Origin of the sequence: Bacillus alkalicellulosilyticus, from assembly GCF_002019795.1 — a bacterium.
GTDB lineage: Bacteria > Bacillota > Bacilli > Bacillales > Bacillaceae_F > Bacillus_AO > Bacillus_AO alkalicellulosilyticum.
Map to the genome: position 1 here is coordinate 1459366 of NZ_KV917381.1, position 22168 is coordinate 1481533.

A 22168-nucleotide genomic window follows, 5' to 3' on the forward strand; every position below is an offset into this window, starting at 1 on the left:
ATTTGTGAGCCATGAACTTTCATGCATGAAATGAATAGCAAATGCGAAAAATGATAGAGAAGTGGAGGCGAGTAATAGTGAAAAAGGAAGCAATACGCAACCCAGTAACAACTAACTTTGAAGAAAACATTGCTTTTTTAAAACGAGAGCTAGGTGTTGGCGAAAGCTTTGATATGATTCACCTTGAATTAAAATATGGTGGAAAGCAAATGCACTTCTTTCTTGTTGATGGATTTGCAAAAGATTTTTCATTAACCCAGATTCAGCGGGAACTAACACTAACAAAACCAGAAGAAATAGAGACAAATCCGTTAGACCATCTTATTAAATCTAAAATTCCTTATGTGGAAATAGATACGAGCGATGACTTAGATGAGGTCGTTGACCAAGTGCTAGCTGGTCCTGCTGCCCTAGTTGTAGAAGGCGTGGATGAAGTCATCCTTATTGATACGAGAACATATCCAGTCAGAGGTCCAGAAGAACCTGATACGGAACAGGTGATTCGAGGGGCGAAAGATGGCTTTGTCGAGACGATGGTTGAAAATGCAGCGCTCATCCGTAGACGAATTCGTGATAGAACATTCCGAGTTGAATTTATGCAAGCAGGACGTCGTTCGAAAACGGATATGTCACTATTGTACATAGGCGATATCGCAGATCCTTCTATCATTAAACAGATTAAAGAATCAGTGGAGAAAATAGATACTGATGGGCTTCCGATGGGAGATAAGACGATTGAAGAATTTTTATTTGGCCATCATTTAAATCCTTATCCGTTAGTGAGATATTCTGAAAGACCAGATGTTACAGCATCACATTTACTTGAGGGACATGTCATTATCATGGTCGATGGGTCTCCAAGTGTAATGATAACACCCGTATCCTTTTGGCATCACCTCCAACATGCAGAGGAGTATAGACAAAAGCCACTAGTTGGTACGATACTTCGAGGCGTTCGTTTTGCTGCGGTTTGGGCATCGATTTTTTTAATGCCACTTTGGTACCTTTTCGCAACCCAGGAAGGATTGTTACCTGGCCCCATGCATTTTATTGGGATTGCACAAGATGGAGAAGTCCCAATATATCTACAATTTTTGCTTGCTGAGATTGGGATAGAAATGCTAAGGATGGCGGCCATCCATACGCCTAATGCCCTAGCGACAGCCCTTGGGTTGGTAGCTGCCATTTTAATTGGACAAGTTGCCATTGATGTTGGGTTATTTTCACCAGAAGTTGTTTTATACTTAGCCATCGCTGCGATTGGTTCATTTGCTACACCTAGCTATGAACTTTCTCTTGCAAATCGAATCATTAGAGTAGCTTTATTACTCGTTACAGCTATTTTTGGTGTACCTGGTTTTGTTGTGGGTTGTGCAGCATGGGTACTTTTGCTAACCCACGTAAAAACGTTCGATATGCCTTATTTATGGCCTTTCCTTCCATTCAATGCAAAAGCGCTACGTGATGTTATCTTTAGAGCTCCTATGCCTCTAAAAAATCGAAGACCAGCTTCTGTCCATCCGCTCGATCCTGATAAATAAGAGAAAGAGGGTGAGACAAAAGGTTGTTTTTTTACCTTTTGTCTCACCCTCTTAGAAATGAGCGAAACCGCCACCATCTTTTAAAGTCCGTTGTGATTGGGTTTTCTCACAACGGGCTTTGTGGCGAGTGAAGCCATTGAGAATGTTTTAGTTAGTTTTGTTACTCCCTCTCTACATTTATTTACCAACCCTTTCAGTTGTTATTTTGGTTTATGATTAAAAGTAAATATCAGCTGGGTTGGAGGATGTAAGTATGTTTGAGTTATTTATTATTATCATTGTTTTATTCACCGTATTAAAAATAGCAAGTATGATATTAATTGGAATAGGATCACATCAAGAAAAGAAACAGGTGCAAGGCGGATTTGAAGGTTTTCTCACTAGAAAAAATATAACGAATTATCAATACATCTTTACTGCTGATAATAAGTATTTAGTTCATGATAGAGGAAACCAAAAGTTTTGGATATACTCGGGGAAGGTTGTAGGGAGAAAGTATGAAAGTATAAAAGAAGTCGAACTTAAAATAGATGATACAGTCACTTATCAATCTTCTTTAGGAAGTGCCGTAGGAAGAGCGATAGTAGGTGGGGTTGTGGCCGGGGGAGTAGGTGCGGTCATCGGTGGAGTTACGGGAAAGAAGACAGGGAAAAAAGTGGTTCACAGCATTGAATTAATCATTTCGTATCGAAATAATAATAGTACTTCGGCTAATCGCGCGCCATATAGTAAAGTATCTTTTCTAAACAGCGAACAGGGTGTTGATGTGGTAAGCGACCAGTTTAAACGAGCTGAAGAAGAGGCAGTGTATTGGAGTAATTTAATATCGTCTGTCATCGTTGATTAAGTAAAAAAATGATAAAAAAGGCAAGTACCATTGATGGGTACATTGCCTTTTTTTATAATCAGAAAGATAAAAGATCCTAAGAAAGAACCGCTTGTGTTTTTTAAAATGATAAGAATGTATATTTTGAAAGTTCAAAGATGCGCTGGAGATAACTCTCGAAGAGCAAGGGCTTCGCACACTGCGCGCGTTTTACAAGAAGGGTACTTGTAAAACACTTTGAAAGAGGCAGTGGCTGCGCTCCTTGCTTATAAAAAAGGCGACGTTGTCGCTTTTTTTTATGAATCCATATCTAGTGCGAAGAAATCATCTTTTATAAAGATTTCTTCTTGATTTATCGCTTCAAATGTAGTCGCTAATACGAGTCCAATAGGTGTAGGGCGACTTTCTGCGACAATCGTAAATGGGATGTTATGTTTTTTTGCTTCTTTTACATAATTTGAATATAACGAATAGGAAAGACTTCCGTTAATATATAGGTGTTGTGCTTTCTTTTCTTTCATTTTTTGAACGACTTCAGGGTACATCCCTTGATGAATCACTTGTTTTTTTGTAAGGGCAACATAGATTCTCTCGATGATAGTTGATAGAAAAATCGCTCGTTCTTCAGGTTTGATTTGCGGTGCACCGTAGATTCCTCTTTCAAGTGCTTCGATGACTTTATTGTTCAACGTTATCCCTCTTTCTTTTTCTTGTCCTAAAGTTAGTACATACACATACAATATCATAAAAAGGATGTTTGGACTTGCGTTTTCGCATAACGTTCATATTTAGCTTGTAAGGGAGGATTCCAATGATATCAATCTTTTCTATTGTCTTTTATACACTATTCCTTGGGCTGATGGTAGGTGGTTTGTTTGTATCTAAACGGAGTTTACCAAGCCAAATTTTAATTCTAATAGTAGTTGCTATTTTTACTGGAGCAACGTTCTTAGGAATGTTTCTTGGTTCCTTTTTTGCTTCCTTTGTATCTGTCATCTTAATAAAAATGTTATTATTTATTATTTCTATTCTCTTTATTTTCTTTTGTTTATCGAGGTTTCATACAACGTTAGGATTTTTTTATTCGAATGACATCACCGTCTGGGGACCAATGATTTTGTTATTTTTCTTTTTCGGGATGGAATGGGCTTTCTATGAGATATCTCTATGGTCAATTATCATGACCTCTTTAGCATTTTTACTTGCGATGATTGGTGGGACTTATCTTCAAATACTCATTCAAGACCGTACTTGGAGACTTCCATTCTCTCCTTTTATTCCGTTTGTTTGGTTACTATTCATCCTTATCATAAAACTGTTATAATTAACTTGTGGTGATGTGAAATGAAAAGCTTTTATGATGTTCAACAAGTGTTAAAAAGGTTTGGAACGTTCATCTATACAAGAAGCAGAGAAACCGATATTATGATGATGGAAGAAGAACTTCATGAATTGTATAATCAAAAGATGATTGAGCGGGAAACCTTTTTACAGGGACTTCTTATATTGAAAAGCGAATTACGACAAGTTAAAGAGAAAGAAGGGCAATGATATGGAGAAATGGTTAGTAGGAATTGATGTTGGGGGAACAACAATTAAGATGGCGTTTATCACGACAGCGGGTGAAATTGTTTCAAAGTGGGAAATCCCGACAAACACAGAGGACGGCGGTAAATATATCACAAAAGAAATTGGTCAATCATTAGCAGAGAAAGTGAGCGAACTTGGAGAGTCGAAAGAAAAGTTACAAGGCATTGGAATTGGGGCTCCTGGATTTATTAACATGGAGACGGGTTTTATTTACCATGCCGTGAATATTGGATGGCGCGATTTCCCATTAAAAGATAGTCTTGAAGAAGAGACTGGACTTTCAGTAATTGTTGATAATGATGCTAATATTGCTGCACTAGGTGAAATGTGGTTAGGGGCAGGTGATGGTGCCAATGACTTACTATGTGTCACGCTAGGAACAGGTGTTGGTGGTGGTATTGTATCAAACGGAAATATCGTACAAGGTGTTAATGGTATGGCTGGGGAGATTGGTCATCTCACTTCAGTTGTAGAAGGTGGTTACCAATGTAATTGTGGGAAAACAGGTTGTCTAGAAACTGTGGCATCGGCGACAGGAATTGCTCGATTAGCAACCGATGGGTTATCTACATATTCTGATAGTTCACTTCACCAAGTGATGGAACAGGACGGAAAATTAACATCTAAAGCAGTGTTTGATGCGTATGCAGCAGGTGATAGTTTAGCGAAGCAAGCCGTTGAAACGACATGCTTCCATTTAGGTTTTGCGATTGGAAATCTGGCGAATGCCATTAACCCGGCTAAAATTGTTATCGGTGGTGGTGTTTCTAAAGCCGGTAATCTCTTATTAGAGCCATTAAAAAAAGAATTTATAAAATACGCGCTTCCTCGTGTGGCTGAAGGTGCAGACTTTGCGATTGCTACGTTAGGAAATGATGCCGGTGTTATCGGTGGAGCTTGGTTAGCGAAAGAAAACAGCCGGTAAAAAGTAAGCTAAAACCTAAATGGGCATGCTAGAAAAATACAGTTCATTATTAGACCTGATTCGCTTAAAAAAGGGGAAAGATAAATGACTGAATTCCGAGTAGAAAAAGATTTATTAGGTGAAAAGCAAGTACCAAAGGAAGCTTATTACGGGATACAAACAATGCGTGCCAAAGAAAATTTTCCTATTACGGGCTATCCTCCTCATCACGAACTCATTAAAGCATTTGGTTATGTCAAAAAAGCAGCTGCTATGGCCAATCGGGATGTGGGAGTTCTGAACAAAAGAATTGCCGAAGCTATTATTCAAGCTAGTGAGGATGTCATTGCGGGTAAACTTGATGAGGAATTTATTGTTGACGCCATTCAAGGTGGGGCAGGAACGTCTTTTAATATGAATGCCAATGAAGTCATTGCCAATCGGGCTATTGAAATAGTAGGTGGCCAAAAAGGCGATTATATGAAGATAAGTCCTAATACTCATGTAAATATGGCACAATCTACGAATGATGCATTTCCTACTGCAATTCACATTGCATGTCTTAATTTAGCGCAAGGCTTAACTAATGCACTTGAACGGTTAATAGATGAGTGCAACAACAAAGAAAAAGAATTTGACACCGTAATAAAAATGGGACGCACTCATTTACAAGATGCTGTGCCGATTCGTTTAGGTCAGGAGTTTAGTGCTTATCGAAGAGTTCTTTCAAGAGATCTAAAACGATTGAAAGGATCTCTTCAGCAACTGTTTGAAATTAATATGGGGGCAACCGCCGTCGGAACAGGGCTGAATGCCAAAACAGAGTATATTGAAAAAGTGGCTTTTCATCTTGCAAAAATAACAAACTATCCATTTACAACAGCTGAGGATTTAGTGGACGCTACTCAAAACACAGATGCATATACAGAGCTTTCAAGTGCACTGAAAATATTAGCCATTAATATATCAAAGATCGCCAATGATTTACGCTTGATGAGTTCAGGTCCAAAAACCGGATTTAATGAAATTAATTTACCTGCTAGACAGCCTGGTTCGTCGATTATGCCAGGCAAGGTCAATCCGGTAATGTGTGAAGTGATTAATCAAATATCGTTTCAAGTCATTGGGAACGACCATACGATTAGTTTGGCTTCTGAAGCAGGTCAACTTGAATTAAACGTAATGGAACCTGTGCTTGTCTTTAATTTACTTCAATCTCTTTCTATCTTACAAAATGGTATCGATGTGTTCACCAAGTATACGTTGCAAGGAATTACAGCTAATATTGAGCGGTGTCGCGAGTTGGTAGAAGGTAGCGTTGGAATTATTACGGCTATTAACCCTCACGTTGGTTATGAGGTGGCGACTCGTATCGCGAAAGAAGCGATTACAACAGGCCGTTCTGTTCGAGAGATTTGTTTGGAGCAGGGTGTCCTAACAGAAGAGGAGCTTGGTGCAATTTTGGACCCGATTGAAATGACGAAGCCAGGAATTGCAGGGGCAGAATTTATGTTAGAGTAGTTTAAAAGGTTGGATATGACGTTTCAAGGAGAGTAACTATCCTTGGAATGTCTTTTTTTTAAGAGTGCCCTCAAAATATACCTTTTTGTCCCACACGCATAGCATTTTTTTAGACTTTGGCTAAAAAGACAAAATTCGATAATTGTTGTTCTTTCAGAAACGTGCGATAATGAAAAGTGAAACGTATGATAGATATTACACGTAGAACAATTAGAAACTTTTTAGGGGGTGAGCAAATGGGTAAGGTTTTTGCGGTATTTTGTGTATTTCTAATCTTTATTTCAGCCTGTGAACCACATAAAAAAAATGCTAGTGATGCGCCTTCCTTGCTGCTTTCGCCTCAACAAAAATCAGGAGTTATCGGATTTGGGGCATCATCAGTTATGCTGCCTATGCCTATTGATACGTTTAGTTTTATAGAGGTAAATGAATGGTTCGATCCAAATTCTATTTTATTTTTAAGAGATGAAAATGAAACATCATATCTTCAATCCTATGATTTTGGAACAGGTGAAGAAACTCCATTTTTTTCAGTGGATGAACCAATTGTTCAAGTAACAGCGAACGAAGACCATAGTCTATTTGCAATCCAAACGGTAACAATGGATTATAAATCTCCACTATACATAGTCAGTAATGAAGGAAATGTAATAAGGGAGCTTACAGAAATAGGTGATGATTTTAGCTTGTATTGGAATCCTTACCAAACTGATGAATTGATTATTGTTTCTTATTTACCGAACTGGGACTTTGAAGTTCTCTATCTCTCCATTAAGGATGGAAGCGTGCGTTCGTTAGATATTGACCAAACATTCTTTCAATGGATTGATGAAGAAACCGTCGTTTTTTTAGATTGGCATCCGTATGAACCTAGTTATTATGCCCCACTCGTAGAATACAACATTAGAACTGGGGAACAAATTCAAAAATTGGATGAAGTAATTGCTGTTTTTTCTTTTGGTGGGCATTATTATTTTACAATTACAATTGATTCACCAGATGCTCAACACTCGATATATACATTTTATCAGGGAAACGAAGAGGTAGGTCAATTTGAAGTGCCTGTTTTAAACACCTATTCACAACAATGGTGGATCCCGTTCCATGATTTACACGCTGATACGAATATGTTTTATTATTTACGTCCGTACTTTGCAAGTGATTATTTTAATTATGCAGATGGTTATGAGTTAATTCAGTATAATTTAGAAGACGGGAGTGAAACTGTATTAGATGGTCATTTAGATCAAGTACCGTTTAAGGTTTCACCTTCTGGTCATCATATCTTATATGGAAGTCGCCTTGAGACACTTTTCCAACTGTCGCAAAACAAATGGATAAACATCATTGAAGAATAAAGGCCATACGAAATAGTTGTTTTCTATTGGATTTATGTCATAATGAAAGATAGCCTTAATACGATTTGACTAGGGGTGCCAAATGGCTGAGAAAAAGGTTTCCTTTTACCCTTGAACCTGATCTGGTTGAACCCAGCGTAGGAAAGTCGACTAATGTTTTTGTCTTTTAGCCGTAATCCATTCGCTGGGTTATGGCTTTTCTAGTTTTTTACGAAAGGATAGTTGAGGATGAAAGAATTTAACTTATATGCAATTACAGGAGAAGAATTTCACAAAGATAGAGACCTCCTTGAAGTCATGGAGGAAGCGATTAAAGGGGGAGCTGATATTATCCAGCTCCGCGATAAATATAGTTCGAAACGTGACATCTTAGCAAAAGCAAAAGCGTTACGAAAGTTAACTTCAACATATGGGGTTACATTTATTGTTAACGACCATATCGATGTTGCGTTAGCTGTTGATGCAGATGGCATTCACCTTGGTCAAGATGACTTGCCGATAGAGGAAGCTCGGAAAATTGTTGGACCCTCTAAAATTATCGGGATTTCAACACATGCTATTGAAGAAGCAAGAGCGGCCGAACAACAAGGTGCAGACTATATTGGTGTTGGTCCAGTCTTTCATACAAAAAGCAAGGTAGATGTTGTTGACCCAGTAACAACGGAATATGTAAAACAAGTAGCCACTGAAATTAACATTCCGTTTGTAGCCATTGGTGGGATTAAGCTTCATAATGTAGACCAAGTTCTTGCTGCAGGAGCAACTCGAATTTGTGCGGTTAGTGAAATTGTAGGTGCAAAAGATATAAAAGGGACATGTCAGGCATTTTTGCAAAAAATAAGTGAGGCGAAAAATCATGCAATTAACGGTTAATGGTGATCAAGTTGAACTAGACGTAACGACATTAGAAGACGTAGTAAAGCATTATGGATTAGAACAAAACTTAGTAGTGACTGAAGTGAACGGAGAAATTATTGACCGAAGTGAGTGGTCGAACACAGCAGTTGAAGCCGGTATGAAAATCGAACTAGTACATTTTGTAGGAGGAGGATGATAACGATGAGAAAAGATGTTTTACAAATAGCAGACAAACAATTATCCTCACGTTTTTTTATAGGAACAGGAAGGTATCCAAATCCTTTTGTCCAAAACGAGGCCATTAAAGCATCTGGAGCAGAGGTTCTTACATTTGCGATTCGAAGAGTTAACCTTGATGCACCTGATGAAGATGCAATATTACAGCATCTTGAAGGACAAACGTTCACATATTTACCAAATACATCAGGGGCGAAAACAGCCGAAGAAGCCGTTCGAATTGCTCGCTTAGCAAAAGCGAGTGGGTTGAGTAACTGGATTAAGGTTGAGATAAGTGTCAATGAGAGAACGCTATTACCCGACCCGATTGAAACGTTAAAAGCGACAGATATTCTGGCAAATGAAGGATTTGTGGTATTGCCATATACATCAGATGATCCTGTATTGTGTAAAAAGTTAGAAGAAGCTGGAGCTGCGGCGGTCATGCCGGGAGCTGCACCCATTGGGACAGGGTTAGGAATTTTAAATCCATATAACTTGTCATTAATTGTGGAGGAAGCGACGGTTCCGATTATTGTCGATGCTGGACTTGGCTCAGCAGGTGATGTTGCACAAGCGATGGAATTAGGAGTAGACGGCGTGTTAATGAACACGCCTGTGGCTAAAGCAAAAGACCCTGTAAAAATGGCGCTAGCGATGAAAATGGCGATTGAGGCAGGAAGATTATCTTATCTTGCAGGAAGAATACCTAAGAAACGCTATGCAACCGCAAGTAGTGCATTTGAGACGTATATATCAAAATAAAGATGAGTGAGGGAAACAACATGGGAGAGCGGATCGTTATTCTAGGTGGAGGTATTATTGGGCTTGCGTCTGCATTTGAATGTCAGCGTCGCGGTCATCAAGTCACAATACTAGAAAAAACGAAATGTGGAGGACAAGCCACAGGAGCAGCAGCCGGAATGCTAGCCCCCTATTCTGAAATAGGGGAAGACCCTGATGATTTTTTCAGGTTATGTCTTGAAAGCCTAAGGTTATATCCGAAGTGGCAACAAGACATTAAAGACATCTCAAAGCAACCATTTGAATATACAAACTCAGGTAGTCTACACTGTGTGTATCATGAAGCCGATTTATTAGCTCTGGAAACGAGACAACGATGGCAAGGTGAGTTTGGAGCCAATGCAGAAATAATAGCAGGAGACCAACTTCGTCGATTTGAAAATGAGCTTTCAGAAGACATTATTGCTGCGATGTATTACCCTGAGGAAAGTCATTTGTATGCGCCAGATTATGCCAAGGCATTAGAAGTAGCTTGTCGACAGCTTGGGGTCAAGATATGTGAAGAGCTTGAAGACGTTCAGGTGAACAGCTGGAAAGATGAGATTGAACTAGAGGCTAAGAATGGTCAAACGTGGAGCGGAGACCGTCTTGTGATTTGTAGCGGCGCATGGTCAAAAGAACTAGAAGATACATTTGATGTTTCCATTCCTGTATACCCAATCCGCGGACAAATTTGTGCGTATGATATGCCTGTTGGGAAGGTGAAACATATTATATATACGAGTCAGGGGTACCTCGTCCCTAAAGCAAACGGGACATTGGTCAACGGAGCATCTGAAGATATCGCTGGTTTTCAAACGACTGTGACAGAAAAAGGCATTCAAAGGTTAACGAATTGGAATAAAAATGTCCTTCCTTACTTACAGAATGAAAAACCATTTCATACATGGGCTGGTCTCCGTCCTGCCACACAAGACGGCTTTCCGTTGCTTGGGAAGTTGACAGGTGCACCACAGGTCATTTTTGCAACAGGCCATTACCGTAACGGCATTTTATTAAGTCCGGTAACAGGTCATGTTGTCGCAGACCTTATAGATAATAAACAAGAAAGAACTCCTCTTGGACTCTTTCATCCTGAACGGTTTTAAAATACACAAAGGGAGAGTTGAACATGTATAAAGCAATGACGATTGCCGGTTCTGATAGCGGTGGGGGAGCAGGAATTCAAGCGGATTTAAAGACATTCCAAGAACTGGGTGTATTCGGAACAACCGCGATTACAGCATTAACTGCTCAAAATACACTTGGTGTCCATGGTGTTTTTCCACAACCTTTAGAAGCAATTGAAGCCCAAATCGATGCAGTGTTATCAGACATAGGCGCGGACGCTGTTAAGACGGGTATGCTTTTTTCAGCTGAGATTATTTCATTAGTGGCAGAAAAAATGAAAGAATATCAAATCAAAAATGTTGTAGTAGACCCCGTTATGATTGCGAAAGGTGGGGCCTCTTTATTGCAGGAAGAAGCAGTGGAAGCGTTAGTTACGCAATTGCTACCAGTAGCAACTGTCATTACTCCAAATTTACCAGAGGCTGCAAAAATCCTTGGTTTAGAAGAGATTACGACGATTCATGAAATGGAAGAGGCAGCAAAGAAACTTCATGAGCTTGGTCCAACCTATGTTGTGTTAAAAGGTGGCCATTTATCAAGTACATATTCAACAGATATTGTGTATGACGGGAAAGCAATGAAACACTTAGAAATTGAGCGAATTGAAACGAAACATACACACGGAACAGGATGTACCTTTGCAGCAGCACTAGCCGCAGAATTAGCTAAGGGGACCGAAATATTCCAAGCTGTAGAAACTGCGAAATCATTTATCACCTGTGCCATCTCAAATTCCTTAGAAATTGGTACAGGAATTGGTCCAACCAATCATGCTGCCTATCGATACAATCAAATTGAAAAATGATACAATGAGGTTAAGACAAAACTAGCAATAATTTCAACAATGGCTTCATACGCCACAAATCCCGTTGTGAAAAAACCACTCACGACGGGATTTTAGAAGAACGTGGCGATTACGCTCATTGCTTCGAGGCCGGGACAAAAGGTAAAAAAAACCTTTTGTCCCAGCCTCAAATACTCTAGTAAGTAAGGTGAAACTATGTTAAATGGAAATAAAATTGTCATTATCTTGCCGTTGCTTGTTGTCGCTTTTCTCTTTTTGGGTGGCTATCATTACATCCAACAAATCAATACGGTCACAAATGAAGATTTAAGCCAGTTTGTTGATGTACAACCCGAAATAGATTCTACAGGAGACAATTATAGTGCTACCTTCACATGGGAATGGCAGGAGATGCCGATCGAAGGACTAGAAGGAACGGATTATATAGGCTTTTCTTTCCTAGATTCTGAGGGAAATGTTATTGCCGAGGAAATCGATGTGAATGGCAAACTCGAATTACTTCGTGGTGACCAAGTGATTTTTGAGAGTACAGGAACGATTGTTGAAAGAGGAATCATCTTTCCTTTTCCAAACGAAGTGGTAGAGCATGAAAGCTTCGGCAATAAAGGACAAGCAGTCATCTCTTTTTCACAGGATATTTCCGCTTCTCAAGTCGTAATTAGTTATTTACATACGTGGGTAGAGCATCAATGGCAAAGCGAGGACCCACGTTTTATAGAAGGAATGAGTGATACTTTTCCTCATTGGGTTATCGAACGATTTGTTGACATTCCTCAGTAGTCGAAAGGGGTAGCGCATGATAAGAGGGATTTCGTTCCAAAATGGTATCTTTTTTATAGGCAAAAATCATGTTGCATGTGCATACCAAGAAAAAGGGAGAATCAAAGATTGGATTAAGCCACTAGATGCAAATACAGTGATGCTAATGGCAAAGTATATTTTCTTTACAATGCCATTATCGTATAAGCTACTTACCCTAGTTGTTATCGCTTTAATCTTTATTCCTAAGCTAACGTCGGCTATTGCTTGGGAAGGTCTTCCCTATTTTGCGGTCTTTTATTTTTCGTTTGGCACTCACTTTATTTTTCCGACGAGACTTAAGAAATACCATGGAGCAGAACATAAAGTGTTCAGTGACAGAGGAATCAAAAGACGGTCGCGAATCAATCAGATAAAAAAAGCGGTAATTACGAACAGGCACTGTTCAACAAATTTGGTAGTGATGTATTTTCATTTAGTGATAGTGGGGACGGTAGTGCTATTCTCGTTTTTACCATTTGTCGATGCTTTAATGTGGGCTTCATACGGGTCAGTTCTTATTGCTCCTATCCTTACTAAATCGTTAAAATATAAGTCACTTACCTTTTTACGAAAATATATTCTTGGATTATCTTATTATCTACAAAAAAAAGTTACGACTACTGAACCGGACCGTCATCACTTGGTTACGGCCGTTCAATCCTATCGTAGGCTTGCGTTAGTTGAATTTCCACACGTGTTGCGAGAGCGTGTGGTCAAGAAGAAGGAGGAAAAGAAATTGGCTATTGTTGATGTAACGATTATTCCTATCGGGACGAACTCCCCAAGTGTAAGCGACTATGTAGCAGACATCCAATCTGTACTCGAAAGCTATAGTGACCGAATATCTTACCGACTAACTCCGATGAGCACGATTATTGAAGGGGAGTTAGCCGTTTTATTTGAAGTGATTCAAGCGATACATGAAGTGCCATTTCATGCAGGCGTTCAAAGGGTAGCGACGAACATCCGCATTGACGACCGAAGAGATAAAGCTCAAACGATGGATAGTAAAGTAGCTGCAGTGGAAGAAAAACTACTGGCTAAGAAAACGGTTCTTTCAGATGAAAGTGAACAAATCATTCAAAAAGAACAATAAAACGCAGATGCAGAGTATTGGGTTTGATACCTATTGAATAAGTAAAGACCATCAAATTGGACCAAGATTTGATGGTCTTTTTTTAGGTCAGTTCCTTATTTTTCTATAAATATCGTACCTATTTTTCTACTTATCATAATGTAGAGAAAAAGAGGTGAGCAAAATTAAAGACGAACAAACCAAACTGGGTGGACAGTTAGTAGTAACTAGCACGCTAATTATATTAACGATTTTCATATCGTTGTTACTAGATGCAGATATCATTCCTGCCCTGATTTATTCTGGTATTTTAATTCTCATTACTGATGAATCGAATCAAAGTGTTATGCTCATCCTGTTAGGGATTATCTTGATAATAACAAATATTTAATAAAATGATTTATAAAGCTGGGACAAAAGTAGTATTTTACCTTTTGATCCAGTTTTTTTATATTCCGCGTTGACAATATACAATAAAAGTGTAAAATTACACTAAAGAAGTAATTTCTCTACTTATGGAGGTTTTGGTAATGAGTATAAACAAAATGGTAGTTTCATTTCTATTGTTGGCAATTGTAACAGGGGGAGCAATTGTATTATCAGGATTTTTTGGATTACCATGGGAAAGAGTAAAGGCTCAATCAGTAATTACAGAGTTTGTGGAAGATAAGTATGAAATTGATACAAAAAAGATAGATACTTATTTTAATTTCAAAGATGGAAAATATGGAGTTGAGCTCAAAACAGAAGATGATATTACGTTTAAAGCAGAATGGCGAGAGGATTTACAAGTTATCGATTATTATCCAGAGGCCATTTGGAAAAAACAAATGGAAGACGATTTACTAAAAGAAGTTCAAGTAATATTCCCAGACCATAAATTTATCGTTTTTGATGGTGCTTATGGAGTAGGAAGGGACGAAATCAAAGGAAAAGAAATTGGCAACTATAAAGAGATTCCTACGGATTTCTTCCTGTCCATTCGTTTACAAGAGAAGTGGAAGTCAAATATAGAAGATAAAACGGCAGAACAACTCTTACATTTAGTGGAAATTATCCAAGAAAAAAACATCTCGAATATGCATGTCACACTATATTTTGACCAAACCGACGACAAAGTTTCTTTTGATTCAATTTCAATTCCAGCTATTCAAATAAAACCAATTCAAACAAAAGAGGATATTTTACAATACTCCTCAGGGGGACCAAATCATAATGGATAAAGAGGCTATCACAAAAATAGTAACAGAAAAAATAAGGCTAGTACGTACAGAAAAAGAATATACACAAGATAAAATGGCTGAAGTGCTAGGCATCTCCAAAAAAACGTTAGTACAAATCGAAAAAGGAAGAACAGAAGCGAACTGGACAACGGTTATCGCCGTATGCGCTCTATTTCGAGATAGCGATACATTACGCAACTCATTTGGGGGCAACCCTTTAGAGGTTGTAGAACTTAGCTCTCATGAATCAGTAGACAAACCGAAAGAAAAGACAATGGGTGGGAAAGTCTGGTGGCATAACGTCGCTGAAGATGGAAAATTTAAACTTCAGCAAAATGTAATTAGCCAACACTACCGAATTATCGATGATCAGGACCACAGATGGTTTAGTTCGTTTAGCAAAGAAGACACGATGGAGAAGTTTAATAGGTTAACAGAGATGATAAAGTAGCACATTATGATTGGATAGGAGGAAGTAAAAGTGAAAAAAATACTTTATTCAGTAAATATTGGAATTATACCTTTCATTATGTTGGTCCTTTGGATGCTATCTTTTTTAGAGTCTTTGGATTACAAAATGTTACTGGTTCCATTTATTATTGTCGGTATTCCTTTATTCTTTTTCATTCAAGGGGTTTTCAGTGCTTTTTTGAAGAATAATGTCTTTGTTCCTCTAGCGATATCCAACTCAGCGGTTGTGATTCTCTTCGTAAGTGTAGGTATGGATTTGGCTATTATCGGCTATGTCTTAATTTATAGCGGTATATCAATGATTGGGTTTGGATTTGGAAAAGGTATCATCATGTTACGACTTAAAATGCAAACTTCAGGAGGAAATTTATAAATGGGGTTAGATATAATCCTGTTAGGTTAATCGTATCGGAGGAGATTGCTATAGTAGGATTTTCAATAATATGTTTAGTCATGGGGCCCTTTCTATATTTTTATTTAAATCAAAAAAAACTAGCATTTGCTAATCTACTTTTTATTACTAGTTCGTTGGTCATTTGGTTTTGTTTAATTGCAGGTTGGGTTTCAGAACAATTTTGGATTGTTATGTGGAATGCTACCCTCCTTGTTTCTGTTCTGTTTCTAGTCATCGCAGTTTCAATTATATTCCTAAGAATTGTACCAATAAACCGTTTTCTATTACCCTTTATCCTTCTCGTGATTTCTGGAGTATGTTTGATGATTTGGGATACAGGAAGTCATTCTCAAATGCATGATTTAACACATTATTTATTTTGGTTCTTTATCCCACTCTTTGTAACAGTAATACTTATCATAGGTGCCATACAAAATGACAAGAGGAATGAACAAAGAGAGGTCTAGAAAAAATCGCACCGTTATTGTAGATCTTTTTCTATCTGCAATTGCCGTGAGGAGGAGAGTATGTATGTTGCAAAAGAAGCTTTTGGTTGTTATCTTATCTGTTCTTATGGTTTCTATAGTAGTTGTGCCAATAGGCCTTCTTTATGTGTTGAACAACGGGAACCCCTATACAAAATATCTTGCCGAAAAATATGTTCCAACACACTTAGAGGAAGTCGGTTATTCAAAGGAAGATATCAAACAGACTCATTATATAGAGCCTAAACATCTCATAAACAAAGATTTTTATCACGGTCATTACAAAGTAATTTTTCAAGATGAACCGACTGTCGTGTACTATTATGGGGTTACAAAAAAAGGGAAAGAAGTCATTCAGTTTTGCGAGAGAGAACCAACATTAGGGATTGTTGAACAAATTACTGAACAAACAAAGCATAGTGTACTAGATTGTGATTATTCTTTAGAAAATCGAAAGTAGATACATAGTTAGTTAAGGGAGAATGATTCATGGGAATTGTTTCATTTGGAGCAAAAGAAAAAGGTGTAACTTATTTAAAAAGACCTGCAGTTTATAGTGTTATCCTAACGGAAGGAAAGGATAAAATAGCTATTATCCATCAAAATACAGGAAAGTTTTTTCTACCAGGTGGTGGTATTGAAAAAGGTGAAACGCACGAACAGTGTCTTAAAAGAGAGGCTCTTGAGGAAATAGGCAGTGATATTCTTATAGGTCAATTTCTTGGATGTGCCCATAATTACTTTTATTCTACCATTGAGTTTACACATTATCTCAGCATCGGTTATTTTTACAAATGTGAACTGGGAGACCAGGTGAGCGAACCTACAGAGGAGGGGAATTTCTTTCAATGGGTTGAAGTTAATAGTGCATTGTCTCATCTCTTTCTTGAACATCAAAGCTGGGGCGTCCGTCAAGCGTTAACAAATGATTAGCAAGGGAAAGGTAGAGACAAAACTAGTTAAAATATTGCAATTGCTATACTTTAGCCAGTTGTGAGTTCACAACTGGCTTTACATTAATTGCTTAGAGAGTTCACAAGGGTATTAGAGTTAAAGATTTTACTTACTTATTAGCAATCATCATAAATCTTTTAGAATTTGTACGAATTCCTTTTTCAGTTCGGTTGTCTTCAATAAATTGGTTTACTCTCTCAAAATCGCTCTTATCCTGGCCGAAGTTAGGAATAATCGGGGTGTGGGAAAGCAGAAAGATGAGGTCTTCCGGTCTCTCGAAATATTCGACCGCATCATAATCAAAGTATTGAATGTCTGTAAAGCCCGCATCATAAAGCTCTTTTTTATATCGTTCCTTTAAAGTTCCATCAGGACTATCGTAGGCTTGTCCACGACCAAAAGCGTCTTTAATGTTTCGTTTATCGGCTTCGCTTACTTGCTGTGTGAGAAAATAACCCCCATCCTTTAATACCCTAGCAATTTCTTTTGATGAGAATGGAGCATGACAGCAGGAAACAATATCAAAAAAGCCAGTCGGAAATTGTAAATCATCAGAAGACATTTGAAAAAACTTTACGTTTGAAGCTTCCTCATCTTTTACATTTGCTCGTGCAGTTTCAATCATTCCAATGGATAAGTCAATTCCGATTAAGAGAAATAGAGAGGAAGCTATTTTCAGTAGGTTCTCCCCACCGCCAGTACCAATATCTAATAAAGTATCTCTTTTTTTAGATAGTTTAATTACCTCTTCATAGAAATTCCAACCAACGTCCTCAGAAGAAGATTTCACGTTGCTAAAATCCCAACCATTTGTTTTTCCGACCTCTTCATAAAATTTTTCATAGTCAAAGCTATTCATTATTATCACCTTTTTGAGTCTAGTTTGGATTTGTAGACTTACCATAGTACTTGTCCCATTAAGAAACCATTTTTCCTTATTTTACTATATACTATAGTATACAATACTTGAAATTGATATGAAGAAAGAGCACTCAGTTTTCTGAGAGTTTTTTGTGTTGAAAAAAATAATTCGAAAAAAACGAACGATTTACATATGAACTTGCCAATATACAGTATAGAAAACAAGGAGGCATGATAATGGAGGAATCTCAGCATCTAAACCATTTAATTACACAAACGTTATCAAGAAATAAACAGGCGTTTGGCGAACTTTATGAAAGAACGATTCAAGATGTGTATACGACCATTCATTTTCTAGTGGATGAAAAAGCAGATGTAGATGATATTGTTCAAGAAACGTATATGCAAGTGTATAAAAATCTAGCAAAATTTGACCAAACGAGAGCTTTTAAACCGTGGATTACCGGTATAGCAATCAAACAAATTCATTCTTATCGTAGAAAAAAATGGTTGAGGCTACGAGTAATAAAAAAAGTTGAAGTGTCTAATTGTGTTATGCAAAAGACTGATAGTATCTCTGAACACATTTCAAACAAAGAAATCGCTGAAGATGTGAACCACCTTCCTTACAAGCTCAAGCAAGTAATTATCCTTCATTACTTAAATGACCTTTCTCAGGAAGAGGTGGCAAAAGTTCTTAATATCCCAGTAGGTACGGTTAAGTCTAGGATACATGGGGGATTGGTAAAACTCCGTCAAAAAAGCCAACGGGATAATAATCAGTTAAAGGAAGTGAGGACACTATGAATTTTGAAGATAAACTAATCCAGTCTCTACAAGAAAAAAGGAAAGAAATAAATCCACCAGATGAATTAAAACATAAAGTAGTTAGTCAAATGGAGAAGGCAGAATATCGCAAAAGTAAAATTACAAAACAGGTTGTAGCTAGCTGCATCGCTGTTTTTCTACTGCTACCTACAAGTGTTTTTGCCTATCAAGCATATTTAGCAGATGAATTGTATGGGTCATTTGATAATTTAAAAAAGCACTTTGTATCTGCGACATTTGAAAGTTATATGTTATTAAATGGAAAGCTGTTACAAGCCAAGGGAGAGTTAGGAGCGCAAGAATACAATCAGTTTAAAGAACAGTTACAGGTGATTACGAGCTTTAAAATGGAGTATGGGGACCATTACGGAAATATTGATTATACGGAGCTCGAGGAGGGAAAACGACTAGAGATTAAAGAAGCTTTGATGACCGTTCAACCTTTTTTTGACAAGTTAAATGGGCATGAGTCGAGTCAAGTTGTATTGTCGGCCGAAGAGTATGATGCTTATATTGAGGCACTGATGACATATGAATCAATACTTGTACAAAGTGGAATTAACCCTAGCAATCTATTTGAAATCGAGGATATCAATTCAGAACAGGTGGGCACTTTTTTAGACGCTAGAAATTTAATTGAGGATGTTGACAAAAAAGTTCAGTTGCACAACATGAGTCCGAACTTTTCATCCTAACATTATATGTGAATGAGGGTAAAGAGATTTTTGATTATGTGACTTTTCTTCGGATGCAGAAGTTGATTTGACGGATATTGCTTTGTAGTCCATTTTCCGAGTTGTTATCTCCAACAATGATGGCTCCCAACTCGACTATGGAAGTCACATTTGGTAAAGGACCAGACATGCTTGCTTTTCAAATTATTGTTAAGGAAGGAAGTACGTATTCAAGGTGACAAAGCGGTTCTTCAACTGCCAACTTTACATGGAGAATATATTATCGTAGTGATGGCACAATGGGATAATGACATCATTCTATACTGCTTGTTAAAGTGTAATTGAGTAATTACAAGTGTATTTCTCGGTATACCTAAAAACATTTTATTAAAATACAACATAAATTTATTGTAAAACGATAAATTTATGTATAAAATAAGAATAAGATAATGAAATGAGGTGCGAAAATGAACCGTGGAAAAACACACTTTTTAAAGATAGCCGTTATTCTCATCGGACTAACCATACTTTGCTTATCTATATTTTATTTACCCTGGTTAGCCAATGAAACAGCAAGGATGTTCCCTGAGTATTCTTATTTGCAATATCCTGTTTTATTCGGTTTGTATGTGACAGTCATACCCTTTTACTTTTCACTATATCAGGCATTTACCCTGTTGCTTTATATTGATGAGAACAAAGCCTTTTCAGGAGAGGCTGTACAAAGGTTGATTTCTATTAAAAAATCAGCTGTCTTGATAACGCTAATATATATGGCAGGCATTTTCTTTCTCGCCCTACAACGAGCAATGCATCCTGGAATAGGAATTATTGCTTTAGTCATTATGCTTACATCCGTGGTGATAGCGGTTTTTGCTTCGGTTCTTCAGCAACTATTGCAGCAAGCATTGCAGATTAAATCAGAAAACGACTTGACGGTGTAGGGGGAAGGTATGGCCATCATTATTAACATAGATGTCATGTTAGCAAAAAGAAAAATGAGCGTAACCGAACTATCTGAAAAAGTCGGAATTACGATGGCGAATCTCTCTATTTTAAAAAACGGGAAGGCAAAAGCCATTCGTCTTTCTACGTTGGATGCCATTTGCAAAGCGTTAGATTGCCAGCCCGGAGATATACTGGAATACAAAGGTGATGAAGACACATCGTTTCTTTGAACGCTCAGTTCGATTAGAAATTTAAGGAATTGCGGTTGGAGTAGTTTAAAAAGAGTAAAAAACATGTAGTTTGGAGAGAATGAGAAACAGAAAACAATTAGGAGGTTTTGGAAATGCCTAAAGTTGAAGTTTCTTGTGCCATCTCAAACTGTACATTTTACGGCGAAGGCAATGTGTGTACCGCAGATAAAATTATGGTGGAATTAGATAACCATGCAAGATATGACACAGAAATGTCCGCCGAATTAAATGAGAAAAATCATATTGATGAGGCAGATACATCAGCAGAAACCTGTTGTAAGACATTTAAACCAAAGAGGTTTTAAGAAGGGGGGCGTCTTAAAGGTCATTAAAGACTTTTGAGGCGTCTTATTATGTATAAAAAAGTTGCTTTTAGCGCCCTGGTACCCCTTATATTCAAAAATATGGTAAACTGTTTAATATAACTTTTTGTGGGGGACATTATGGATAAACAGGCTGTACGTTTACTTTCATTATTATCCTTATTTTATGGCGGGATTGCGGTTATCTTCTACTTTAATGGCTTCAACGGGGGTATTGGTGGGTCGTTTGTTGCTGATTTAAAAGCACTTTATCCTGCGGAAGAGAACGTGCCACCTGTCAATGGGGTGCAGAATATACCTCTAGCTGTTGGAATAAGTTTAGCGTTTTTGTGGGGCTTGTTTTATAGTGTCTATTTTATTAATGGAAAAACTAGAACTGTTCTGACAGGAAAGCATGAAGAAGTAACTTTCAGGGAAATTGCCGCAACAGGTGAGACTGTAAATGAAACTCTTCAACTGGACTCAGATAACTTACAAATGAAATTGTTGTTATTCCTTATGGGTGTTGTAATTTTTGGAGGACTTTTGTTAACGTCTTTCATAGACTCATCTTTTTATATTAAGAAATATTCAGTAGATCATCTATGGGACTTTCGAATTTTTACGGTTTCGCTAGGAAGTTTTTATTTTCTATTAGTCTACTTATACTATCGTAGGAAGAATAAGATAGTTGACTAGGCAAAACAGCGTAATGTTAGCCACTCTTGATGTTCAAGGGGTGGCTTTTTTTCTAAGGTGATAGGTTTTAGGTTTTTCTTTCGTATTACATTATAGAACGATACGTTAGAAAAAGGAGGGGCGAAATGGAAATTACTGAAAGTAATGTCGTTCATCAAATTAAAAAGAAAAATGAAAAAGCTCTCGTCTTTGTTATACATCAATATGGTGGATTACTTCATGCAATTATTACCCGCCATATCCATGGAAGAACTCAAGATTATGAAGAGTGCTTGGATGATGTGTTACTGTCGATTTGGAATCATATTGATTCTTATGACGCAAACAAAAATTCATTTAAACAATGGGTTGCAGCAATTGCAAAATACAAAGCGATTGATTACCAAAGGAAATACGTGCTTCAACAAACCAGGTATCACGAAGGTGAAATCACTGATAATTTGATACAAACAAAGATTGAAACGTCTATTCCTGAGGTCGACGAGTTACTTGAGGAGCTATCAGATAGCGAACGGTTGGTTTTTACGAAGTACTATTTAGAAGGAACACCGGCAAAAGAAATTGCAACACAATTTGATGCAAAGGAATCATGGGTGCATAACAAGCTATCAAGAGGGAGAAAAAAGCTAAGAACCCTCTTTGTTCATCATTTTAAAGCGTGAGGAGTGA

Annotated in this window: 30 protein-coding genes and 1 riboswitch; of the genes, 28 read left to right on the forward strand and 2 right to left on the reverse strand. The window is 37.6% G+C overall.

Features of this window, described 5'->3' with window-relative positions; translation table 11 throughout:
- Nucleotides 1-50 precede the first annotated feature (50 nt).
- Nucleotides 51-1541, forward strand: a complete 1491-nt coding sequence (locus BK585_RS07420; protein WP_078556678.1) for a spore germination protein — start codon at nucleotides 51-53, stop codon at nucleotides 1539-1541.
- Nucleotides 1542-1794: 253 nt separating this feature from the next.
- Complete coding sequence (locus tag BK585_RS07425; protein WP_078552835.1) at nucleotides 1795-2388, forward strand: hypothetical protein; 594 nt, start codon at nucleotides 1795-1797, stop codon at nucleotides 2386-2388.
- Between the two features lie 275 nt (nucleotides 2389-2663).
- Here BK585_RS07425 and BK585_RS07430 read toward each other — a convergent pair whose 3' ends face one another.
- Nucleotides 2664-3056, reverse strand: a complete 393-nt coding sequence (locus BK585_RS07430) for a YueI family protein (protein WP_078552836.1) — start codon at nucleotides 3054-3056, stop codon at nucleotides 2664-2666.
- 122 nt (nucleotides 3057-3178) lie between these two features.
- On the opposite strand from BK585_RS07430, the gene BK585_RS07435 reads away from it, so the two are divergent.
- The 19 genes from BK585_RS07435 (at nucleotide 3179) to BK585_RS07525 (ending at nucleotide 16915) form a co-directional block, all read left to right on the forward strand.
- Nucleotides 3179-3691 (forward strand): hypothetical protein, encoded by a 513-nt coding sequence (locus tag BK585_RS07435; RefSeq protein WP_078552837.1) that lies wholly within the window; start codon nucleotides 3179-3181, stop codon nucleotides 3689-3691.
- A gap of 20 nt (nucleotides 3692-3711) precedes the next feature.
- Nucleotides 3712-3918 carry a YqgQ family protein gene (locus BK585_RS07440; protein WP_078552838.1) on the forward strand — a complete coding sequence of 69 codons (207 nt, stop codon included), beginning with the start codon at nucleotides 3712-3714 and terminating at the stop codon, nucleotides 3916-3918.
- 1 nt (nucleotide 3919) lies between these two features.
- Nucleotides 3920-4882, forward strand: a complete 963-nt coding sequence (locus tag BK585_RS07445; protein WP_078552839.1) for an ROK family glucokinase — start codon at nucleotides 3920-3922, stop codon at nucleotides 4880-4882.
- A gap of 84 nt (nucleotides 4883-4966) precedes the next feature.
- Complete coding sequence (gene aspA, locus BK585_RS07450; RefSeq protein WP_078552840.1) at nucleotides 4967-6382, forward strand: aspartate ammonia-lyase; 1416 nt, start codon at nucleotides 4967-4969, stop codon at nucleotides 6380-6382.
- A gap of 236 nt (nucleotides 6383-6618) precedes the next feature.
- Nucleotides 6619-7740 carry a YqgU-like beta propeller domain-containing protein gene (locus BK585_RS07455; protein WP_078552841.1) on the forward strand — a complete coding sequence of 374 codons (1122 nt, stop codon included), beginning with the start codon at nucleotides 6619-6621 and terminating at the stop codon, nucleotides 7738-7740.
- Between the two features lie 61 nt (nucleotides 7741-7801).
- Nucleotides 7802-7901, forward strand: a riboswitch (TPP riboswitch).
- A gap of 67 nt (nucleotides 7902-7968) precedes the next feature.
- Entirely contained in the window at nucleotides 7969-8613 is a 645-nt protein-coding gene (gene thiE / locus BK585_RS07460) for a thiamine phosphate synthase (protein WP_078552842.1), read from the forward strand.
- Nucleotides 8597-8794 carry a sulfur carrier protein ThiS gene (thiS, locus tag BK585_RS07465; protein WP_078552843.1) on the forward strand — a complete coding sequence of 66 codons (198 nt, stop codon included), beginning with the start codon at nucleotides 8597-8599 and terminating at the stop codon, nucleotides 8792-8794. The genes thiE and thiS overlap by 17 nt, the downstream gene beginning before the upstream one ends.
- Before the next feature lie 5 nt (nucleotides 8795-8799).
- The gene (locus BK585_RS07470) at nucleotides 8800-9579 is read left to right on the forward strand and encodes a thiazole synthase (RefSeq protein ID WP_078552844.1); all 780 of its coding nucleotides are present in this window, start codon (nucleotides 8800-8802) and stop codon (nucleotides 9577-9579) included.
- 20 nt (nucleotides 9580-9599) lie between these two features.
- Nucleotides 9600-10706: a glycine oxidase ThiO gene (thiO, locus tag BK585_RS07475; protein WP_078552845.1), complete on the forward strand. Its 1107-nt coding sequence runs from the start codon at nucleotides 9600-9602 to the stop codon at nucleotides 10704-10706.
- A 23-nt stretch (nucleotides 10707-10729) separates the two neighbouring features.
- Nucleotides 10730-11533, forward strand: coding sequence for a bifunctional hydroxymethylpyrimidine kinase/phosphomethylpyrimidine kinase (gene thiD / locus BK585_RS07480; RefSeq protein WP_078552846.1), 804 nt, complete (start codon nucleotides 10730-10732; stop codon nucleotides 11531-11533).
- A 195-nt stretch (nucleotides 11534-11728) separates the two neighbouring features.
- Nucleotides 11729-12313 carry a hypothetical protein gene (locus tag BK585_RS07485; protein ID WP_078552847.1) on the forward strand — a complete coding sequence of 195 codons (585 nt, stop codon included), beginning with the start codon at nucleotides 11729-11731 and terminating at the stop codon, nucleotides 12311-12313.
- Between the two features lie 16 nt (nucleotides 12314-12329).
- Nucleotides 12330-13430, forward strand: a complete 1101-nt coding sequence (locus BK585_RS07490; RefSeq protein WP_078552848.1) for an MTH1187 family thiamine-binding protein — start codon at nucleotides 12330-12332, stop codon at nucleotides 13428-13430.
- Nucleotides 13431-13584: 154 nt separating this feature from the next.
- Nucleotides 13585-13800, forward strand: a complete 216-nt coding sequence (locus BK585_RS07495) for a hypothetical protein (RefSeq protein ID WP_078552849.1) — start codon at nucleotides 13585-13587, stop codon at nucleotides 13798-13800.
- A 139-nt stretch (nucleotides 13801-13939) separates the two neighbouring features.
- Entirely contained in the window at nucleotides 13940-14632 is a 693-nt protein-coding gene (locus tag BK585_RS07500; protein WP_078552850.1) for a YfjL-like protein, read from the forward strand.
- The gene (locus tag BK585_RS07505) at nucleotides 14625-15083 is read left to right on the forward strand and encodes a helix-turn-helix transcriptional regulator (RefSeq protein WP_078552851.1); all 459 of its coding nucleotides are present in this window, start codon (nucleotides 14625-14627) and stop codon (nucleotides 15081-15083) included. Before BK585_RS07500 ends, BK585_RS07505 begins: the two co-directional genes overlap by 8 nt.
- Before the next feature lie 30 nt (nucleotides 15084-15113).
- Entirely contained in the window at nucleotides 15114-15476 is a 363-nt protein-coding gene (locus BK585_RS07510) for a hypothetical protein (protein WP_078552852.1), read from the forward strand.
- A gap of 80 nt (nucleotides 15477-15556) precedes the next feature.
- Nucleotides 15557-15964, forward strand: a complete 408-nt coding sequence (locus tag BK585_RS07515) for a hypothetical protein (protein WP_078552853.1) — start codon at nucleotides 15557-15559, stop codon at nucleotides 15962-15964.
- 64 nt (nucleotides 15965-16028) lie between these two features.
- Entirely contained in the window at nucleotides 16029-16442 is a 414-nt protein-coding gene (locus BK585_RS07520) for a DUF3139 domain-containing protein (protein WP_078552854.1), read from the forward strand.
- Nucleotides 16443-16471: 29 nt separating this feature from the next.
- Nucleotides 16472-16915: an NUDIX hydrolase gene (locus BK585_RS07525; RefSeq protein WP_078552855.1), complete on the forward strand. Its 444-nt coding sequence runs from the start codon at nucleotides 16472-16474 to the stop codon at nucleotides 16913-16915.
- A gap of 130 nt (nucleotides 16916-17045) precedes the next feature.
- Here the strand turns inward: BK585_RS07525 and BK585_RS07530 are convergent, their stop codons facing one another.
- The gene (locus tag BK585_RS07530) at nucleotides 17046-17795 is read right to left on the reverse strand and encodes a class I SAM-dependent methyltransferase (protein ID WP_078552856.1); all 750 of its coding nucleotides are present in this window, start codon (nucleotides 17793-17795) and stop codon (nucleotides 17046-17048) included.
- A 239-nt stretch (nucleotides 17796-18034) separates the two neighbouring features.
- On the opposite strand from BK585_RS07530, the gene BK585_RS07535 reads away from it, so the two are divergent.
- The 7 genes from BK585_RS07535 (at nucleotide 18035) to BK585_RS07565 (ending at nucleotide 22161) form a co-directional block, all read left to right on the forward strand.
- The gene (locus BK585_RS07535) at nucleotides 18035-18604 is read left to right on the forward strand and encodes a sigma-70 family RNA polymerase sigma factor (protein ID WP_078552857.1); all 570 of its coding nucleotides are present in this window, start codon (nucleotides 18035-18037) and stop codon (nucleotides 18602-18604) included.
- A complete protein-coding gene (locus BK585_RS07540; protein ID WP_078552858.1) occupies nucleotides 18601-19320 on the forward strand; it encodes a DUF3600 domain-containing protein in 720 nt (239 codons plus the stop codon). The genes BK585_RS07535 and BK585_RS07540 overlap by 4 nt, the downstream gene beginning before the upstream one ends.
- Nucleotides 19321-19766: 446 nt before the next feature.
- Nucleotides 19767-20243, forward strand: a complete 477-nt coding sequence (locus BK585_RS07545) for a DUF2975 domain-containing protein (protein WP_078552859.1) — start codon at nucleotides 19767-19769, stop codon at nucleotides 20241-20243.
- A 9-nt stretch (nucleotides 20244-20252) separates the two neighbouring features.
- A complete protein-coding gene (locus BK585_RS07550) occupies nucleotides 20253-20477 on the forward strand; it encodes a helix-turn-helix domain-containing protein (RefSeq protein ID WP_078552860.1) in 225 nt (74 codons plus the stop codon).
- A 113-nt stretch (nucleotides 20478-20590) separates the two neighbouring features.
- Entirely contained in the window at nucleotides 20591-20803 is a 213-nt protein-coding gene (locus BK585_RS07555) for a DUF1540 domain-containing protein (RefSeq protein ID WP_078552861.1), read from the forward strand.
- Nucleotides 20804-20941: 138 nt separating this feature from the next.
- On the forward strand, nucleotides 20942-21499 hold the full coding sequence (locus BK585_RS07560) for a hypothetical protein (RefSeq protein ID WP_078552862.1): 558 nt from the start codon (nucleotides 20942-20944) through the stop codon (nucleotides 21497-21499).
- 125 nt (nucleotides 21500-21624) lie between these two features.
- Nucleotides 21625-22161 (forward strand): sigma-70 family RNA polymerase sigma factor, encoded by a 537-nt coding sequence (locus tag BK585_RS07565; protein ID WP_078552863.1) that lies wholly within the window; start codon nucleotides 21625-21627, stop codon nucleotides 22159-22161.
- The last annotated feature ends 7 nt before the right edge of the window (nucleotides 22162-22168 follow it).

What these genes read in the sequence shown, in the direction of transcription:
- BK585_RS07425 (WP_078552835.1), top strand. Translation starts at nt 1,795, where the DNA reads ATGTTTGAGTTATTTATTATTATCATTGTTTTATTCACCGTATTAAAA.
- aspA (WP_078552840.1), top strand. Translation starts at nt 4,967, where the DNA reads ATGACTGAATTCCGAGTAGAAAAAGATTTATTAGGTGAAAAGCAAGTA.
- BK585_RS07530 (WP_078552856.1), bottom strand. Translation starts at nt 17,795, where the DNA reads ATGAATAGCTTTGACTATGAAAAATTTTATGAAGAGGTCGGAAAAACA.
- BK585_RS07545 (WP_078552859.1), top strand. Translation starts at nt 19,767, where the DNA reads ATGAACCGTGGAAAAACACACTTTTTAAAGATAGCCGTTATTCTCATC.
- BK585_RS07555 (WP_078552861.1), top strand. Translation starts at nt 20,591, where the DNA reads ATGCCTAAAGTTGAAGTTTCTTGTGCCATCTCAAACTGTACATTTTAC.
- BK585_RS07435 (WP_078552837.1), top strand. Translation starts at nt 3,179, where the DNA reads ATGATATCAATCTTTTCTATTGTCTTTTATACACTATTCCTTGGGCTG.
- BK585_RS07565 (WP_078552863.1), top strand. Translation starts at nt 21,625, where the DNA reads ATGGAAATTACTGAAAGTAATGTCGTTCATCAAATTAAAAAGAAAAAT.
- BK585_RS07470 (WP_078552844.1), top strand. Translation starts at nt 8,800, where the DNA reads ATGAGAAAAGATGTTTTACAAATAGCAGACAAACAATTATCCTCACGT.
- thiS (WP_078552843.1), top strand. Translation starts at nt 8,597, where the DNA reads ATGCAATTAACGGTTAATGGTGATCAAGTTGAACTAGACGTAACGACA.
- BK585_RS07500 (WP_078552850.1), top strand. Translation starts at nt 13,940, where the DNA reads ATGAGTATAAACAAAATGGTAGTTTCATTTCTATTGTTGGCAATTGTA.
- BK585_RS07445 (WP_078552839.1), top strand. Translation starts at nt 3,920, where the DNA reads ATGGAGAAATGGTTAGTAGGAATTGATGTTGGGGGAACAACAATTAAG.
- BK585_RS07455 (WP_078552841.1), top strand. Translation starts at nt 6,619, where the DNA reads ATGGGTAAGGTTTTTGCGGTATTTTGTGTATTTCTAATCTTTATTTCA.
- BK585_RS07540 (WP_078552858.1), top strand. Translation starts at nt 18,601, where the DNA reads ATGAATTTTGAAGATAAACTAATCCAGTCTCTACAAGAAAAAAGGAAA.
- BK585_RS07440 (WP_078552838.1), top strand. Translation starts at nt 3,712, where the DNA reads ATGAAAAGCTTTTATGATGTTCAACAAGTGTTAAAAAGGTTTGGAACG.
- BK585_RS07535 (WP_078552857.1), top strand. Translation starts at nt 18,035, where the DNA reads ATGGAGGAATCTCAGCATCTAAACCATTTAATTACACAAACGTTATCA.
- thiD (WP_078552846.1), top strand. Translation starts at nt 10,730, where the DNA reads ATGTATAAAGCAATGACGATTGCCGGTTCTGATAGCGGTGGGGGAGCA.
- BK585_RS07550 (WP_078552860.1), top strand. Translation starts at nt 20,253, where the DNA reads ATGGCCATCATTATTAACATAGATGTCATGTTAGCAAAAAGAAAAATG.
- BK585_RS07490 (WP_078552848.1), top strand. Translation starts at nt 12,330, where the DNA reads ATGATAAGAGGGATTTCGTTCCAAAATGGTATCTTTTTTATAGGCAAA.
- BK585_RS07520 (WP_078552854.1), top strand. Translation starts at nt 16,029, where the DNA reads ATGTTGCAAAAGAAGCTTTTGGTTGTTATCTTATCTGTTCTTATGGTT.
- thiO (WP_078552845.1), top strand. Translation starts at nt 9,600, where the DNA reads ATGGGAGAGCGGATCGTTATTCTAGGTGGAGGTATTATTGGGCTTGCG.
- BK585_RS07515 (WP_078552853.1), top strand. Translation starts at nt 15,557, where the DNA reads ATGGGGCCCTTTCTATATTTTTATTTAAATCAAAAAAAACTAGCATTT.
- BK585_RS07525 (WP_078552855.1), top strand. Translation starts at nt 16,472, where the DNA reads ATGGGAATTGTTTCATTTGGAGCAAAAGAAAAAGGTGTAACTTATTTA.
- BK585_RS07560 (WP_078552862.1), top strand. Translation starts at nt 20,942, where the DNA reads ATGGATAAACAGGCTGTACGTTTACTTTCATTATTATCCTTATTTTAT.
- BK585_RS07505 (WP_078552851.1), top strand. Translation starts at nt 14,625, where the DNA reads ATGGATAAAGAGGCTATCACAAAAATAGTAACAGAAAAAATAAGGCTA.
- BK585_RS07485 (WP_078552847.1), top strand. Translation starts at nt 11,729, where the DNA reads ATGTTAAATGGAAATAAAATTGTCATTATCTTGCCGTTGCTTGTTGTC.
- thiE (WP_078552842.1), top strand. Translation starts at nt 7,969, where the DNA reads ATGAAAGAATTTAACTTATATGCAATTACAGGAGAAGAATTTCACAAA.
- BK585_RS07420 (WP_078556678.1), top strand. Translation starts at nt 51, where the DNA reads ATGATAGAGAAGTGGAGGCGAGTAATAGTGAAAAAGGAAGCAATACGC.